The sequence below is a fragment of the Acinetobacter sp. 802_lipA genome, assembly GCF_058242885.1.
In genome coordinates this window covers 197,896-211,825 of record NZ_JBZAYP010000001.1, presented here as the reverse complement: position 1 = coordinate 211,825, position 13,930 = coordinate 197,896, and the positions used below count along the sequence as shown (strand labels likewise).

13 protein-coding genes and 1 pseudogene are annotated in these 13,930 nt (G+C 42.5%); 6 read left to right on the top strand and 8 right to left on the bottom strand.

Annotated elements, in window-relative coordinates; all coding sequences use genetic code 11:
- Position 1: 1 nt before the first annotated feature.
- The 3 genes and pseudogenes from AC4CU3_RS01050 (at position 2) to AC4CU3_RS01040 (ending at position 1,574) form a co-directional block, all read left to right on the top strand.
- Positions 2–217, top strand: coding sequence for a hypothetical protein (locus AC4CU3_RS01050; protein WP_004696769.1), 216 nt, complete (start codon positions 2–4; stop codon positions 215–217).
- 114 nt (positions 218–331) lie between these two features.
- Positions 332–857, top strand: a pseudogene (locus AC4CU3_RS01045) (GNAT family N-acetyltransferase).
- 123 nt (positions 858–980) lie between these two features.
- Positions 981–1,574, top strand: a complete 594-nt coding sequence (locus tag AC4CU3_RS01040) for a YceI family protein (protein ID WP_279043778.1) — start codon at positions 981–983, stop codon at positions 1,572–1,574.
- Positions 1,575–1,677: 103 nt separating this feature from the next.
- Here the strand turns inward: AC4CU3_RS01040 and AC4CU3_RS01035 are convergent, their stop codons facing one another.
- Both AC4CU3_RS01035 and AC4CU3_RS01030 read right to left on the bottom strand, forming a co-directional pair.
- The gene (locus tag AC4CU3_RS01035) at positions 1,678–2,379 is read right to left on the bottom strand and encodes a glutamine amidotransferase (RefSeq protein ID WP_279043779.1); all 702 of its coding nucleotides are present in this window, start codon (positions 2,377–2,379) and stop codon (positions 1,678–1,680) included.
- Positions 2,380–2,493: 114 nt separating this feature from the next.
- Entirely contained in the window at positions 2,494–3,057 is a 564-nt protein-coding gene (locus tag AC4CU3_RS01030) for a TetR/AcrR family transcriptional regulator (RefSeq protein ID WP_195728038.1), read from the bottom strand.
- A gap of 94 nt (positions 3,058–3,151) precedes the next feature.
- Between AC4CU3_RS01030 and AC4CU3_RS01025 the strand changes: the two genes are divergently transcribed.
- Positions 3,152–3,919: an SDR family oxidoreductase gene (locus AC4CU3_RS01025; RefSeq protein WP_279043780.1), complete on the top strand. Its 768-nt coding sequence runs from the start codon at positions 3,152–3,154 to the stop codon at positions 3,917–3,919.
- 11 nt (positions 3,920–3,930) lie between these two features.
- A complete protein-coding gene (locus tag AC4CU3_RS01020) occupies positions 3,931–4,527 on the top strand; it encodes a 2-hydroxychromene-2-carboxylate isomerase (protein WP_279043781.1) in 597 nt (198 codons plus the stop codon).
- 66 nt (positions 4,528–4,593) lie between these two features.
- Here AC4CU3_RS01020 and eutC read toward each other — a convergent pair whose 3' ends face one another.
- The 4 genes from eutC to exaC form a co-directional block, all read right to left on the bottom strand.
- The gene (gene eutC / locus AC4CU3_RS01015) at positions 4,594–5,409 is read right to left on the bottom strand and encodes an ethanolamine ammonia-lyase subunit EutC (RefSeq protein ID WP_279043782.1); all 816 of its coding nucleotides are present in this window, start codon (positions 5,407–5,409) and stop codon (positions 4,594–4,596) included.
- Positions 5,410–5,419: 10 nt separating this feature from the next.
- A complete protein-coding gene (locus tag AC4CU3_RS01010) occupies positions 5,420–6,805 on the bottom strand; it encodes an ethanolamine ammonia-lyase subunit EutB (protein ID WP_490737929.1) in 1,386 nt (461 codons plus the stop codon).
- Positions 6,806–6,818: 13 nt separating this feature from the next.
- Positions 6,819–8,264, bottom strand: coding sequence for an ethanolamine permease (eat, locus tag AC4CU3_RS01005; protein ID WP_490737928.1), 1,446 nt, complete (start codon positions 8,262–8,264; stop codon positions 6,819–6,821).
- A 256-nt stretch (positions 8,265–8,520) separates the two neighbouring features.
- Complete coding sequence (gene exaC / locus AC4CU3_RS01000; protein ID WP_078388662.1) at positions 8,521–10,032, bottom strand: acetaldehyde dehydrogenase ExaC; 1,512 nt, start codon at positions 10,030–10,032, stop codon at positions 8,521–8,523.
- Between the two features lie 198 nt (positions 10,033–10,230).
- Here exaC and AC4CU3_RS00995 point away from each other — a divergent pair, with 198 nt between their 5' ends.
- A complete protein-coding gene (locus tag AC4CU3_RS00995) occupies positions 10,231–11,406 on the top strand; it encodes a helix-turn-helix domain-containing protein (protein WP_010326873.1) in 1,176 nt (391 codons plus the stop codon).
- Between the two features lie 29 nt (positions 11,407–11,435).
- On the opposite strand, the gene AC4CU3_RS00990 is transcribed toward AC4CU3_RS00995, so the two are convergent.
- Complete coding sequence (locus AC4CU3_RS00990; protein WP_490737927.1) at positions 11,436–12,407, bottom strand: alpha/beta hydrolase; 972 nt, start codon at positions 12,405–12,407, stop codon at positions 11,436–11,438.
- 192 nt (positions 12,408–12,599) lie between these two features.
- Complete coding sequence (mdh, locus tag AC4CU3_RS00985) at positions 12,600–13,811, bottom strand: iron-dependent methanol dehydrogenase (protein WP_279740925.1); 1,212 nt, start codon at positions 13,809–13,811, stop codon at positions 12,600–12,602.
- Between the last annotated feature and the right edge of the window lie 119 nt (positions 13,812–13,930).

The window sequence follows — 13,930 nt, the reverse complement described above, 5'->3', positions numbered from 1 at the left end:
TATGAGCTTGTACGATCAAATTCATGATGAAGTTGTATTGATGGATGCGGGCGAACAGAAGTGGATTGGACCAGATCTACCTTTGGAAGCGATGGTTGCTGTTGAACTGTTATTGCAAGATTTAGCAGAAGATAAGCAAATTAAGATCCGTCGTAAAAACCATGAAAAGCAGACAGGTATGAAGTTAATTGATCGGATTCTGATTGAAAAACTATGATGGTTGTCACGTCTAAAAGAAGTCTTATTGAAGCGATTCAATAAGGCTTTTTCTTTGTGGTGATTTTAGCTTAAATATAAGCCTTACAAAAATAAATAGTACTTTGAGAGCCAAATGGAAGTACGAAATATTCAAATTGTGCCACTGACAGAAATCGATCAGTCGATCTGGGTTACACTATGGCAAGCTTATCAGGCATTTTATCAGGTTGATTTATTGGAACAGATATCTGAAAACACGTGGCATAAACTGACTGATTCTAAGCGTGAATATAGTCAAATCATTATAAAACAAATACAAATAAGTCGATGAATTATTTAGAGTTTTCTTATAATAATGTATGGATAATAAAGTAGTTTGACTATATATGTATGGTTTGCTGCACTTATATAGCAGGTCGGCTTGTAGGCATTGTGGATGTGATAGAGCATGATAGTACGCATACTTACAAGATGTGTTTACCCATGAGGACTATCATGGGCTAGGAATTGCAAGAGCTTTAATCGAACACGTCAAAATGCATACCGAAAAGCGAGCCTGTGATCGGGTTTATTGGCTCACCCATCAGGACAATTTGGTCGCACAACAACTTTATAATAAAGTCGTGAAGAAGACGGGTTTTATTCAATATCAGGTGTAGGTAAGTCGCTACATTTAAAAACAATTATATCGTTCTAAAGTTGCAACATATCGTTTTATCTTTATAGATGTATTCGTTGTAGAACTCTATAGACTAAGCAGTATTCCAATGTGAGATAAAAACATGAACTTTAAAGCTTTAACAATCGGTTTGGCTGTTGCAACTGCGACTACTGCTATGGCGAAACCTGTGGCATATCAAATTGACCCTACACATACAGCAACAGTTTTCACATGGAGCCACTTTGGTTTTTCAACTCCATCTGCTAACTTCAGCGACATTCAGGGTGTAATTAATGTTGATAATGCAAAACCTGCAAATTCATCGGTGAATGTAACGATTCCTTTATCTAGCTTAAACACCAACGTAAAAGCTTTAGATGAGCACTTGCAAGGCGGGGATTTCTTTGATGCAGCAAAATATCCAAAGATCACTTTCAAGAGTACAAAAGTACAAGCGGTTGGTGCAAACAAATACAAAATCACAGGTGATTTAACCATTAAAAATGTGACAAAGCCTGTCGTTTTAGATGCCGTGTTGAATAAGCAAGGTGAGCACCCAATGACCAAAGCACAGTCAATTGGTTTCAATGCAACCACTTCATTTGACCGTTCTGCTTTTGGTGTAGGCGCATACGTGCCAAACGTGGGTGATAAAATCACTGTGAATATCACCACTGAAGCATCAGTTCCACAGCCTAAAGCTGTTGCAAAATAAGCGATATCTACCAAAAAAGCACCTCATAGAGGTGCTTTTTTGTGGCTGCTGTGAACTTAAAATTTAGAGCAAAATACGCATTGAGCGGATTATGGCTGAATTATTAAACCAGTGCTTTTAAATACGCTGCCAAAACTTGTCCAGAGACATGTTCTAGGTGAGCTGCAAAGCGTTGGTTGTCTGCACGCAGTGCTGGAATGTTGATGTTCGCTTGACGAAGTTCAGCAGTATGCCCAATTAGCCATTTTTCTAAACCATCCGCTGCGACTTCAGGATGGAACTGTAAGCCTAGAATATTTTTGCCTACACGAAAAGCTTGGTTGGGATAAACTTCTGAGCTGGCCAACAGTTCAGCTTGAGCAGGAAGTTCAAAGGTGTCGCCATGCCAATGTAGCACTTCAGTTCCTACCAGTGTTTGTAGAGGGTTATGTTCAACGATATTGAGCTGTAACTGACTCCAGCCAATTTCTTTGCTATGACCTGCATATACTTTTGCACCGAGTGCATGTGCAATTAATTGTGCACCTAAGCAAATCCCTAAAGTGGGTAAATTCTTTTCTAAACGAACTTTGAGTAAGTCTATTTCTTGTTGTAAGAAAGGGTAATCTTCAGTTTCATATACCCCAATCGGTCCACCTAAAATGACGGTTAGACCTGTGTAGTTCAATGCTTTAGCTAAATCATCTTTGCCGGCTTCAAAATATCGTACCCGATAACCCAATTGATATAACACATCTTCCCATGCGCCCAAATCTTCAAAAGCAAGATGCTGAATCGCGTAAATGGTATCGGGTAGTGTCGTCATAGTTGGCTCGTTCACAGGGGTTAAAGGAGTTTAAAAATGTACAGGGAAATGCGTAGAAGTTGAAGGCAATAAATCAGAAAATATGTAGAAAAACTATAAATTCAATCCAAGATTTTACTTGAGCTGTAGCATGTTTTTAATCATCCATTTGCTTGAGCTTAAAATTTCTCGTTGTAGATGTTCATCCGCCATGCTGCGTGCCATGACGATTGCGCCGACCAGTTGACACAGTACCGCCCAAGCTTGTGTTTCACTGCCTAGATGTTGTGTAAAGAGTGCGTGACCACGAAGCATTTCCTGTTGAAAACACAGTTTTGTTGTTTCACTACTACGTGCTACCTCGGCTGCAAGAGAGGGAATAACACAGCCTTGATCTGGGCGTTGCACATGAGACAGCGCTAAATAACGTTCAATTTCGAAGTCAATCCACTCTTCGAGGTTGTCATGCGGATTGGCTTGCCATGCTTGAAAGCTGTGTTGCAACTCGGACTGGATCAGTGCTTCAAATAATTCATGTTTTGATGAAAAATGCGAATAAAAAGCACCGCTGGTCATTTGAGCCGCTTTCATAAAACCGTCGACACCAGTATTGGCAAAGCCTTGCTTCTTGGCCAGTTGAGCACTGATTTTAAGCAGTTCTTGACGTTTTTCTTCTTTATAGCCTGTTTTATAGCGCATAGGAGTTTCATCAAAATAAAATTGACTGACGCTAAAAACTATAACATAGTGATCGTTATGATAACGATCGTTATTTTATGAAGGGAGTGTATTTATGGATGAATTACAGCCAGAACAGCAGTTGCAAAAGACTGATGCTAAAAAGAAAGTCGCGTTAGTGATTGGCGCAGGAGATGCTACAGGGGGTGAAATTGCGAAACGGTTTGCACGTGGTGGATACATCACCTGCATGACGCGAAGAAATGCCGAAAAACTCCAGCCCTTAATTGCAGAGATAGAAGCTGAAGGTGGCCTTGCATATGGCTTTGCGTCGGATGCACGTAAAGAAGATCAAGTCATCGCTTTGGTAGAAGAAATTGAAGCCAATATTGGTGAAATCGATGTTTTAGTGTTTAACATTGGGGCGAATGTGCCATGTAGTATTTTAGAAGAAACTGCACGTAAGTATTTTAAAATTTGGGAAATGGCATGTTTCGGCGCGTTCTTGACAGGGCGTGAAGTGGCGAAGCGTATGCTCGTGCGTGAACATGGGAGCATTATTTTCACGGGTGCAACCGCAGGCATAAGAGGTGCAGCAAACTTTGCCGCTTTTGCAGGGGCGAAACATGCACTGCGTGCTTTAGCGCAAAGTATGGCACGTGAGCTTGGCCCGAAAAATATTCATGTGGCACACGTGGTGGTGGATGGGGCAATTGATACCGATTTTATTAAAGACACTTTTCCTGAGATGTACGCGCGCAAAGAACAGGATGGCATATTAAATCCCGTGCATATTGCAGAAAATTATTGGCATTTGTCGCAGCAACCGCGCGATGCATGGACGCATGAGTTAGATTTAAGACCTTGGATGGAAACGTGGTAAAAGGACAAAGCATGAAAAGCGTAGAATTTTATTTTGATTTGGGCAGCCCATATAGCTATTTGGCCTACTATCGTTTACTGCAAATAGCAGAGCAGCAAGAGATTCAGATTGTGTATAAGCCTATTTTATTAGGCGGGGTGTTTAAAGCAACAGGTAATCGTAGTCCGATAGAGATTCCTGTCAAAGGGGTTTATTCAATCTTAGATATGCAGCGCTGGGCGGAGTATTACCATATCCCAATGCAAATGAATCCGCATTTTCCAATGAACACTTTAACCCTAATGCGCATTTTGACAGGCGTTCAATTGTTGCATCTAGAAAAGTTTGAGCAAGTTTTAAAACTTTTATTCGATGCGATGTTTGGTACACCACAAAATCTGAATGAACCTACTGTCTTGGCAGAAGTGCTAGAACCAAGTGGCTTTTCTGTAGAAGATATTATGAGTATGGTTCAGTCGGATGTGGTGAAACAAAAACTGATCACTGAAACAGAACAGGCCATTCAACGTGGCATTTTCGGCGCACCGACATTCTTTGTGGGTGATGAAATGTATTGGGGCCAAGATCGCCTACATTTTGTAGAACAAGCGCTGAATAAAGCAAGCTAAAAAAACTAAATCAACATAACATGCTATTTAAGATCAGCCGTAAAATCACGGCTGATCTGCTTCAAATTAAAATAATCGTTTAGGCGTATGTTCCGTGTCTAGACTGACCATTTCATGTTCATCTTTTAAGTCTACACCTGAGTAGCCGAGTTTCTTAGAGCCACGCATCAAAGACATTAGTCGTTGTACTGCAACAGGAATGCTTAAGCCTGCAGGTCGAACATTTGAAATACAGTTGCGTTTAGCATCCAAAGTGCCTGAGGCTGCTTTCCATGTATAGTAAATGCCCATACTATCAGGTGAACTCAGACCGGGCCTTTCGCCAATCAGCATCACGAGCATAGTCGCCTGTAGGCACTCTGCAACTGGATCACCCAAAGCGACTCGGCTTCCAGTAGCAATCACCATCGGTGCAATGCTCCAGTGTTTCGCTTGCAGCTGCGGGATAAGGTGCTGAATAAAAGGCACTGCATTTTCTTCAATCGCCCGTGCAGATAGTCCATCACCAATCACAATGCAGACATCATAGTTTTGCGGGTTGCTGGCTTTAAAAACCTCTAAGCCATGTTGTGAAGCTGGACTTAACAGGCGACCTAAGTCAGGACGTTTTAAGTATTCTTGTTTGTTTTCAGTTTGACTGTGTACCGTCAGACTATCCAAACCTAGTGTATTAAAACTCGCAACTAAGTGTTCGACATCTAAAGCTTGATGTACCGCATCTTGTGCTTCCGCATGCGCCAGTTGAAATTTCAGCAGTTCATGGGTTGGGATGCTACAACCAGCACGACCAATGGCGATACGAGCATCGGTAAATTTCTTTAAATTTTCCCAAACATCCTGATGCTGTTCAGATTGATAGTTTTCTAGAGGAACAAGTGACATAAGTTGCTCCTTATATATGCAAAAGTTTTTCAAATTGTGGCGGGATATGTTCCGGCCAGAGAATGTGCTGCTGCTGTTGTTTAAAGATGCCTTGTTCCGCCAACCACAGATCAAACTCAGGTGCGGCTTTTAAGCCTAAAAGTTGCCTTAAATACAGCGCATCATGAAATGACGTGGTTTGATAGTTCAGCATGACGTCATCCGAACCCGGAATGCCCATAATAAAGTTCAAACCTGCTGCACCGAAAAGGGTGAGTAGTACATCCATGTCATTTTGGTCGGCATCGGCATGGTTGGTATAGCAAATGTCGCAGCCCATAGGTAAGCCTAGGAGCTTGCCACAAAAATGGTCTTCCAAGCCTGCACGGATAATTTGTTTACCATTGTATAAATACTCTGGGCCAATAAACCCAACCACAGTATTTACCAGTAGTGGGTTAAATTTACGAGCCACAGCATAGGCACGGACTTCTAAGGTTTGTTGATCTACACCGTGATGTGCATTACTAGATAAAGCACTGCCTTGACCTGTTTCAAAATACATCACATTTTGTCCCACAGTCCCACGCTTGAGAGCCAGTGTCGCTTCATAGCCTTCACGCACTAATTCGAGGTTAATGCCGAAACCTTCATTGGCACGCTGTGTGCCTGCAATCGATTGAAACATCAAATCAATCGGCACATTTTTTTCAGCCAGTTGAATCCCCGAACTGATATGCGTCAGTACACAAGACTGGGTTGGAATGTGATGCTCTTGGATCACATGATCGAGTAGTTTGAGCAGCTCCGATAAATTTTGTAGGTTATCGGTTGCAGGATTAATCCCAATGACAGCATCACCATTGCCATACATCAAGCCATCCAAAATACTGGCCGATATACCCAAGAGATCATCGGTCGGATGATTCGGTTGTAAACGGGTCGAGAGATGACCTTTTAAACCAATGGTGTTGCGAAATTGGGTGATGACTTCACATTTACTTGCCACCAAGATGAGGTCTTGATTGCGCATAATTTTACTCACCGCAGCCACCATTTCAGGGGTTAAACCGAGCGCAAGTTGTTGTAATTTCTGCGTAGTCGCATCTTCACTGAGTAGCCAGTTACGAAAGTCTCCTACGGTAAAATGTGAAATTGGTGCAAATAAATCACTACGGTGCTCATCGATAATCAGGCGGGTTATTTCATCCTGTTCATAGCTGATCAGCACTTCAGTTAAAAACTGCTTCAATGGAACATCGGCCAGTGCCATTTGTGCAGCAACACGTTCCGTGGCATTTTCCGCTGCAACACCTGCAAGTTGATCACCTGAGCGCAGCGGGGTTGCTTTCGCCATTAAAGTTTTTAAATCATTAAACACATAGTGCTGATGTCCAATCAACGTTTTATAAGCCATGTCATAGGTCCTTCTATAAGTCTTGTTCGGCCTTGCGAATACTTTCAAATTCTTCTTCAGGCGTACCTTGAACGAGTCGATGGCGACTATGGAAAATAAAGTAGGCAATAAAGACCGCATAAATAGTGGCAGCCATAAACCAAACTTTAGGATCCACCACAAAACCAGCTATCACCGCAATACTGGCTAAAATCAAAGCAATTGATGAGGTGACAATCCCACCTGGGGTTTTATAGGGACGATGCAACTCTGGACGGCTGATGCGCAGTTTAATGTGAGAAAGCATCATCAAGACATAAGAAATAGTCGCACCAAATACCGCCATCAGGATGAGCAGATCACCTTCACCTGTTAGGGACAATAAAAAACCAATGATGCCGGGAATAATAATCGCTAAATAGGGCGCTTTGTTTTTATTGGTCAGTGATAACGAGGTCGGTAAATACCCCCCACGGGATAAGGCGAAAATTTGACGTGAATAGGCATAGATGATGGAGAAGAAACTTGCAATTAAACCTGCTAGACCGACAAAGTTAACAAAACTGCCTAACCAGCTGTTTTGACCATAGACTGCTACCAGTGCATCAACTAAGGGTGCGCCTGATTCTTTAAGTTGTTCTGCGCCAGCAGCACCAGCACCTAAGAACAGAATAAGTAGGGCAAAAGCGGCTAAAATCAGCATTGAACCGATCAAACCACGCGGTAATGATTTGGATGGATCTTTGGCTTCTTCTGCTGCCAGTGGTACACCTTCCACTGCTAAAAAGAACCAAATCGCATAGGGCACCGCAGCCCAAATGCCGATATAACCCATCGGTAGGAAGCTACTTGCTCCGATATTTTCAGTTGGTGCAATGTTAAATAAGTTGGCGCTATTAAAATGTGGTGCCATTGCGATGATAAAGACAAAAAGAGCGACGGCTGCAATGGCGGTAATGACAAACATGATCTTGAGGGCTTCACCTGCACCTTTAAGATGAATACCCATAAAAACCAGATAGCAGATGAGATAAATGATCCATCCACCGACACCAAATAAGGACTCGCAGTAGGCACCAATAAAGCATGCGATGGCTGCAGGGGCGATGGCATATTCAATTAAAATCGCCGTGCCAGTGAGATAGCCGCCAAATGGACCAAATGCGGTACGCGCAAAGCTATAGCCACCGCCCGCAGTGGGCAGCATGGTGGCCATTTCAGACATCGACAGGCACATGCATAAATACATGATGGCTACGACAACCGTTGCGATAAACATACCGCCCCAGCCACCTTGAGCAAGACCGAAGTTCCAGCCAGCAAAGTCGCCTGAAATGACATACGCTACGCCTAAACCGACTAATAATAGCCAGCCTACAGCACCTTGTTTCAGTTGCCTTTTTTCAAAATAGTCGTCAGATGTGCTTACTGTTGAAGTAGAGAGCGGAGTCGTTGAGCTGTTAATGGGAGAATCGGTCATGTGAAGCTCCATATCTTAAGTTTTATAGATGGCTTGATGGATGCAATATTTATGCAATTTCAGTACCAAGCGACTAGACGTCCTGTCTAATATTTATATGACACAGTTTTGAATTATTGTTTTGATGTTTGATGTTTGATGTTTGATGTTTGATGTTTGATGTTTGATGTTTGATGTTTGATGTTTGATGGAGAAATGTTTAGGGTAACGAATCACCCTAAACACATAGAGAACTGTATACGAATAAGCTAAGTGCTTAGAAGAAGCCCATAGGCTTGGTTGCATAGCTCACAAGTAAGTTTTTAGTTTGTTGATAATGTTCTAACATCATCTTGTGGTTTTCACGACCAATCCCTGACTTTTTATAGCCACCGAAAGCGGCATGTGCAGGGTAGATGTGGTAACAGTTGGTCCAAACGCGACCCGATTGAATTGCACGACCTGCGCGGTAAGAGGTATGTGCTGAACGTGACCATACACCAGCGCCTAAACCATAAATAGTGTCGTTGGCAATTTTAATTGCATCGTCAAAGTCTTTGAATGTTGCCACTGAAAGTACAGGCCCAAAAATTTCTTCTTGGAAAATTTTCATGTCATTGGTGCCTTTGAAAATGGTTGGTTCAATATAGAAACCAGAACCCACTTCATTACGCTCACTACCACCTGTTAGTACTTGTGCACCTTCACCGCGACCTGTTGCGATACAACCCAAGATTTTCTCTTGTTGTTCAAGTGAAGCTTGCGCACCAATCATCGTTTCTGTATCGAGCGGGTGACCCGTTTTAATGCGTTTTACACGTTCAACTGCCATTTCAAGGAATTTATCTGCAATGCTTTCTTGAACTAAAGCGCGCGATGGGCACGTACAGATTTCACCTTGGTTAAGCGCAAACATAGCAAAGCCTTCGAGTGCTTTGTCTAGGTAGTCGTCATCTTGCGCCATAACATCTTCAAAGAAAATATTTGGAGATTTACCACCAAGCTCCAAAGTCACTGGAATGATGTTTTCAGTGGCGTATTGCATGATCAATTGACCGACCTGAGTCGAACCTGTGAATGCAATTTTGGCAATACGTGGATTGGTTGCCAATGGGCGACCAACTTCTACGCCGTAACCATTGACTACGTTTAGTACGCCTGCAGGCAATAAATCTTGAATGAGTTCAATTAAAACCAAAATGCTCGCAGGGGTTTGTTCTGCAGGTTTAAGTACAATACAGTTACCCGCAGCCAAAGCAGGAGCAATTTTCCATGTTGCCATCAAAATTGGGAAGTTCCATGGAATGATTTGTCCTACCACGCCTAATGGTTCATGGAAGTGATAGGCAATGGTATCTTCATCAATTTCAGAAATGCCACCTTCTTGCGCACGGATACAACCTGCGAAATAGCGGAAATGGTCAATGGCTAAAGGAATGTCCGCTGCAAGTGTTTCACGAATCGGTTTACCGTTATCCCATGTTTCAGCCACAGCCAATTTTTCTAGATTTTGTTCTAGACGATCTGCAATTTTAAGGAGTAAATTTGAACGTGTAGTAGGAGAAGATTTGTTCCATTGTTCTTTGGCTTTATGCGCAGCATCAAGTGCAAGTTCGATGTCTTCTACAGATGAGCGAGGGACTTTTGTAAAAACTTTACCGTCGACAGGAGAGATATTTTCAAAGTATTCACCTTTTACTGGAGCAACCCACTCGCCACCAATAAAGTTGTCATACTGTGCTTTAAATTCTACTTTAGAACCAGATTGGTTAGGGTCTACATAGCGCATATTGAAGTTCCTTTGCTTATTGATTTTTTAAAAGCATCTACAGCTTTGGTATAAGGTACATCTGTACAATATTTAAGTAGCATAACTAATATAAGGTTGGAAAAAGGTTGGAAGGAAGGAGGTTTACACGGCTTTGACAAATGTTTACAACCAAGTAATACAGTGGACGTATATCAGGAATTGTTTTGAGTATAAGGAATGATGGCAATGCAACATTTAATACAGAAAAGACAAGAAATAGAAAAGCTTAGAACCAGTAGCAGTATTTCGACGGTACAAGCTGAACAATTGGGAAAAAGTATTGCAAGTTCATGGCAGCGCTCTAACTCCGCAGAAATTCCAAAAGATCGCTTTGCTGCGCCCATTTCTGAGGGTTCCATGTCACAAGGTTCAGCGTTGCAACATGCTTTGAGTTATTGTGCAGATGAACTGAGACATATTGCACAACAGTCGTCTATGGTGGTGGCTGTAGGCGATATTGGTAGTACCATTATTTGGAGTGCGTCCAGTAGACAAATGCGTAATGCGGCAGAAAGTGTACATTTTGTTGAAGGTGGACAGTGGCGAGAGGAATTGGTGGGGACCAATGCATTGGCCTTGTCCTTAAAAACTCAACAGTCCAGTTGTGTCTTTTCAAATGAACACTACATGAGCTCCATCCATGATTGGGTCTGTTATGCTGCACCAATCATTGACCCTTACTCAAAACACGTCCTTGGGGTGATTGATTTATCCACCACATGGAAAAATCATAATAGCCTTGGTCTACTCGCAGCAGAGCGCTGTGCATCTATCATCCAAACGGCACTGTTAGAATATCAGCGCCAACAATTATATATCCGTGCTTTTGGTGTACCACAAGTACATTTTAATGGCAAAGTGATGGTCCTCACACCGCGACAAATTGAAATTTTGACCATCTTGGCGTTGTGCCCACAGGGTATGACTTTAGATACTTTGCATCAGGCCTTATATGGTGAGCGCAAGGTGAGTGTGGGAACACTTAAGGCCGAAATGTCACAACTGCGTGACTTGCTTGGTGGCATGTTGGGATCTCGTCCCTATCGAATTTTGGCGCATATTGAGGCCGATTTTTTACAAGCCGAGCAGGCCTTAGATGCTGCCTATATTGAGACCGCATTGAAGCTGTGTTCAGGTGTTTTACTGCCTAAAACAGAAAGTCCATTTCTATGTGCATGGCGCGACTGCTTGGAGTCACGTTTAAGCAGTGCGATTTTTAAAGCCAATGAAACCGATATGTTGTTTAAACATGTCGCACGTTACCCAGAGGCGATTGATGCCGTTGAGCGACTCATTGAGCTGACTCCGGATGGACATCCTGCGCATCAGCTACTTGAGAAATATAAAATTTAAAAATTATGAATTGTTTTGGAAAGGTGTAGTTACACTATTTTTTGCTCGAGCCACTGGAACAGCTCAGCATAAACTTCAGCACGAACTTCAGGTGCAGAGAGGACTAAGTCGTGTAAACCATTTTGAATGGTCACGACACTGACGTCACCTTGTAAATTTTTAGCCTGCTTTTCAATGTCTTTAACATCTAAAATCACATCACTGGTTTGCGCGGCTACGCCCCATTTCTTTGGGTTAAGCGTTTGATGTGAATGCATGATGAGTGCAGGGACGGAGAGCTTCAAACCACCACGATGAATTTCTTTCTGTGCTTCATGGATTGCACGTACAAAGCTGATCCGAACCATAGAATAGCGTGGTTGTTTCCACTTCAAATCAAAGTTCCATTCACCATGCTCATTTTGATGTAGGCTCGGTACATACCATTTATTCAGTTCACTTGGAAACTTGAGGTCAGGAAAATGCTTTGCGAGTCGACTGAGCTGCGGCACGCCAAGTTTGCGCTTAATGGGATGCATATTAAAATCATAAAAAGGGCTATTGGCCCAAAGTGCTTTGATCAGCGGATGCTTAGGATTGTGCGCAGCGTATAAAGTCGTGATTAAGCCACCGGTAGAGTGTCCTGCAAGCAGCACCGCAGTATGGCCTTCATTGCCAATGGTCTCTAAGGCTTGGGTAATCTCAGCATCATATTCGTTGAGATCACGGACGTTATAATATTTTTGATGGCTCAAGTGAGAACGACCATATTTTCTTAAATCGAGCGCATAAAAATCATAACCATGCTGATTAAATTGTTCAGCCATTTCGGTTTGGAAAAAGTAGTCAATAAAACCATGGATATACAGCACAGCTTTTTGAGTATTTTGCGGTGCTTTTTTGCGTACGAGGGTTGCGCATACAGCACCTTCATAATCGTCTGGAAAACTGAGTTTTAATTGTTCATAGCCTTCACCGAGGACATCAGTTGTATACGCAGGATGAGTCTGAGTTGCTGACATAATTTGCTCTGGTTGTTATTGTCATGAGTTTTCTTATCCTTGATGAAGTGCAAAACTTTGTCAACCACAAATAAAAAAAGACAATTTAAGTGCACAGGTAAGCAAGGATTAGGCTTACCTGAATGAAACAGTATGGACGTCTGTTTCATTCCACTTAAATTGTCAAAGCAAACAAAAAGTTAAGAAGAGAACTTAGACCGCTGCTTTAAAATCGACCACTGAAGCACTAGATGTGAGTGCAGCTTTGAAGATGTCGACCACTTGAGCATGGTTTGCTTTACGTGGGTTCGTCAGCATGCAGGCATCTTTTTGCGCATTTTCAGACATAACACCCAAATCTTGCTCTTTCACACCCAGTTCAGACAAGCTCGATGGAATACCAATCGATGCAGATAGTTCACGAATTGCGTCAATTGCAGCATATCCAGCTTCTGTCACAGTTAAACCTGTGGTGTTAACTCCCATCAGTTCAGCAATTCGTGCATAACGGTCAGGGCAGGCAATTAAGTTGAACTCACAGACGTGTGGAAGTAGGACTGCATTACATACGCCGTGAGGTAGGTTATAGAAGCCGCCGAGTTGATGTGCCATTGCATGGACATAACCTAGAGATGCATTATTAAATGCCATACCTGCTAAATATTGTGCATAACTCATGGCATCACGTGCTTCTAAGTTTTCGCCGTTCGCAACTGCTGGACTTAACCATTCGCTAATCATTGAAATAGCTTTTTCAGCACAGGCATCAGTGATTGGGTTTGCGGCTGTTGAAACATAAGCTTCTACTGCATGGGTTAAAGCATCCATACCTGTTGCTGCTGTTAAGCTTGCAGGTTTTGCAATCATCAGTTTAGGGTCATCAATTGCAATTAGTGGAGTGCAGCGCCAGTCTACAATTGCCATTTTTACATGGGTATCTGTATTGGTAATAATACAGAAGCGTGTCATTTCTGACGCTGTACCTGCCGTGGTGTTGATGGCAATAAGAGGGGTCATTGGAACCGTACTTTTATCGATCCCTTCGTAGTCACGAATATGACCGCCGCCCGCAGTCACAAGTCCAATACCTTTAGCGCAGTCATGCGAAGAACCACCACCTAAGGACACAATAAAGTCACAACCTTGTTCGTTATACGCAGTCACGCCGTTGTGGACATTGATGTCAGTTGGGTTCGGTTCTGCACCTGGGAAGATGTGGCTATCAACACCTGCATCTTTGAGATATCCTGCAATGGTGTCGGCTACGCCAAATTTAAATAAACCTGCGTCAGTCACAATTAGTGCTTTCTTTGCACCGAGGTTTTGTGCTTTACCACCAATTTCTTTGGCACAGCCTGGGCCAAAAAGTGAAACACAAGGGATATAAAAACCGTTCGTTTGATCTGCAATATTTTTAAAAGCCATGGTGCGATTCCTTCTACCATTATTTATGTTGTTATCGGTGCTCATTACCGTTTTTAGAGTATTGAATGATTCAAAAAACTTGTGTACCTACCAAATACCTACCATGAGTAAGGGAATGA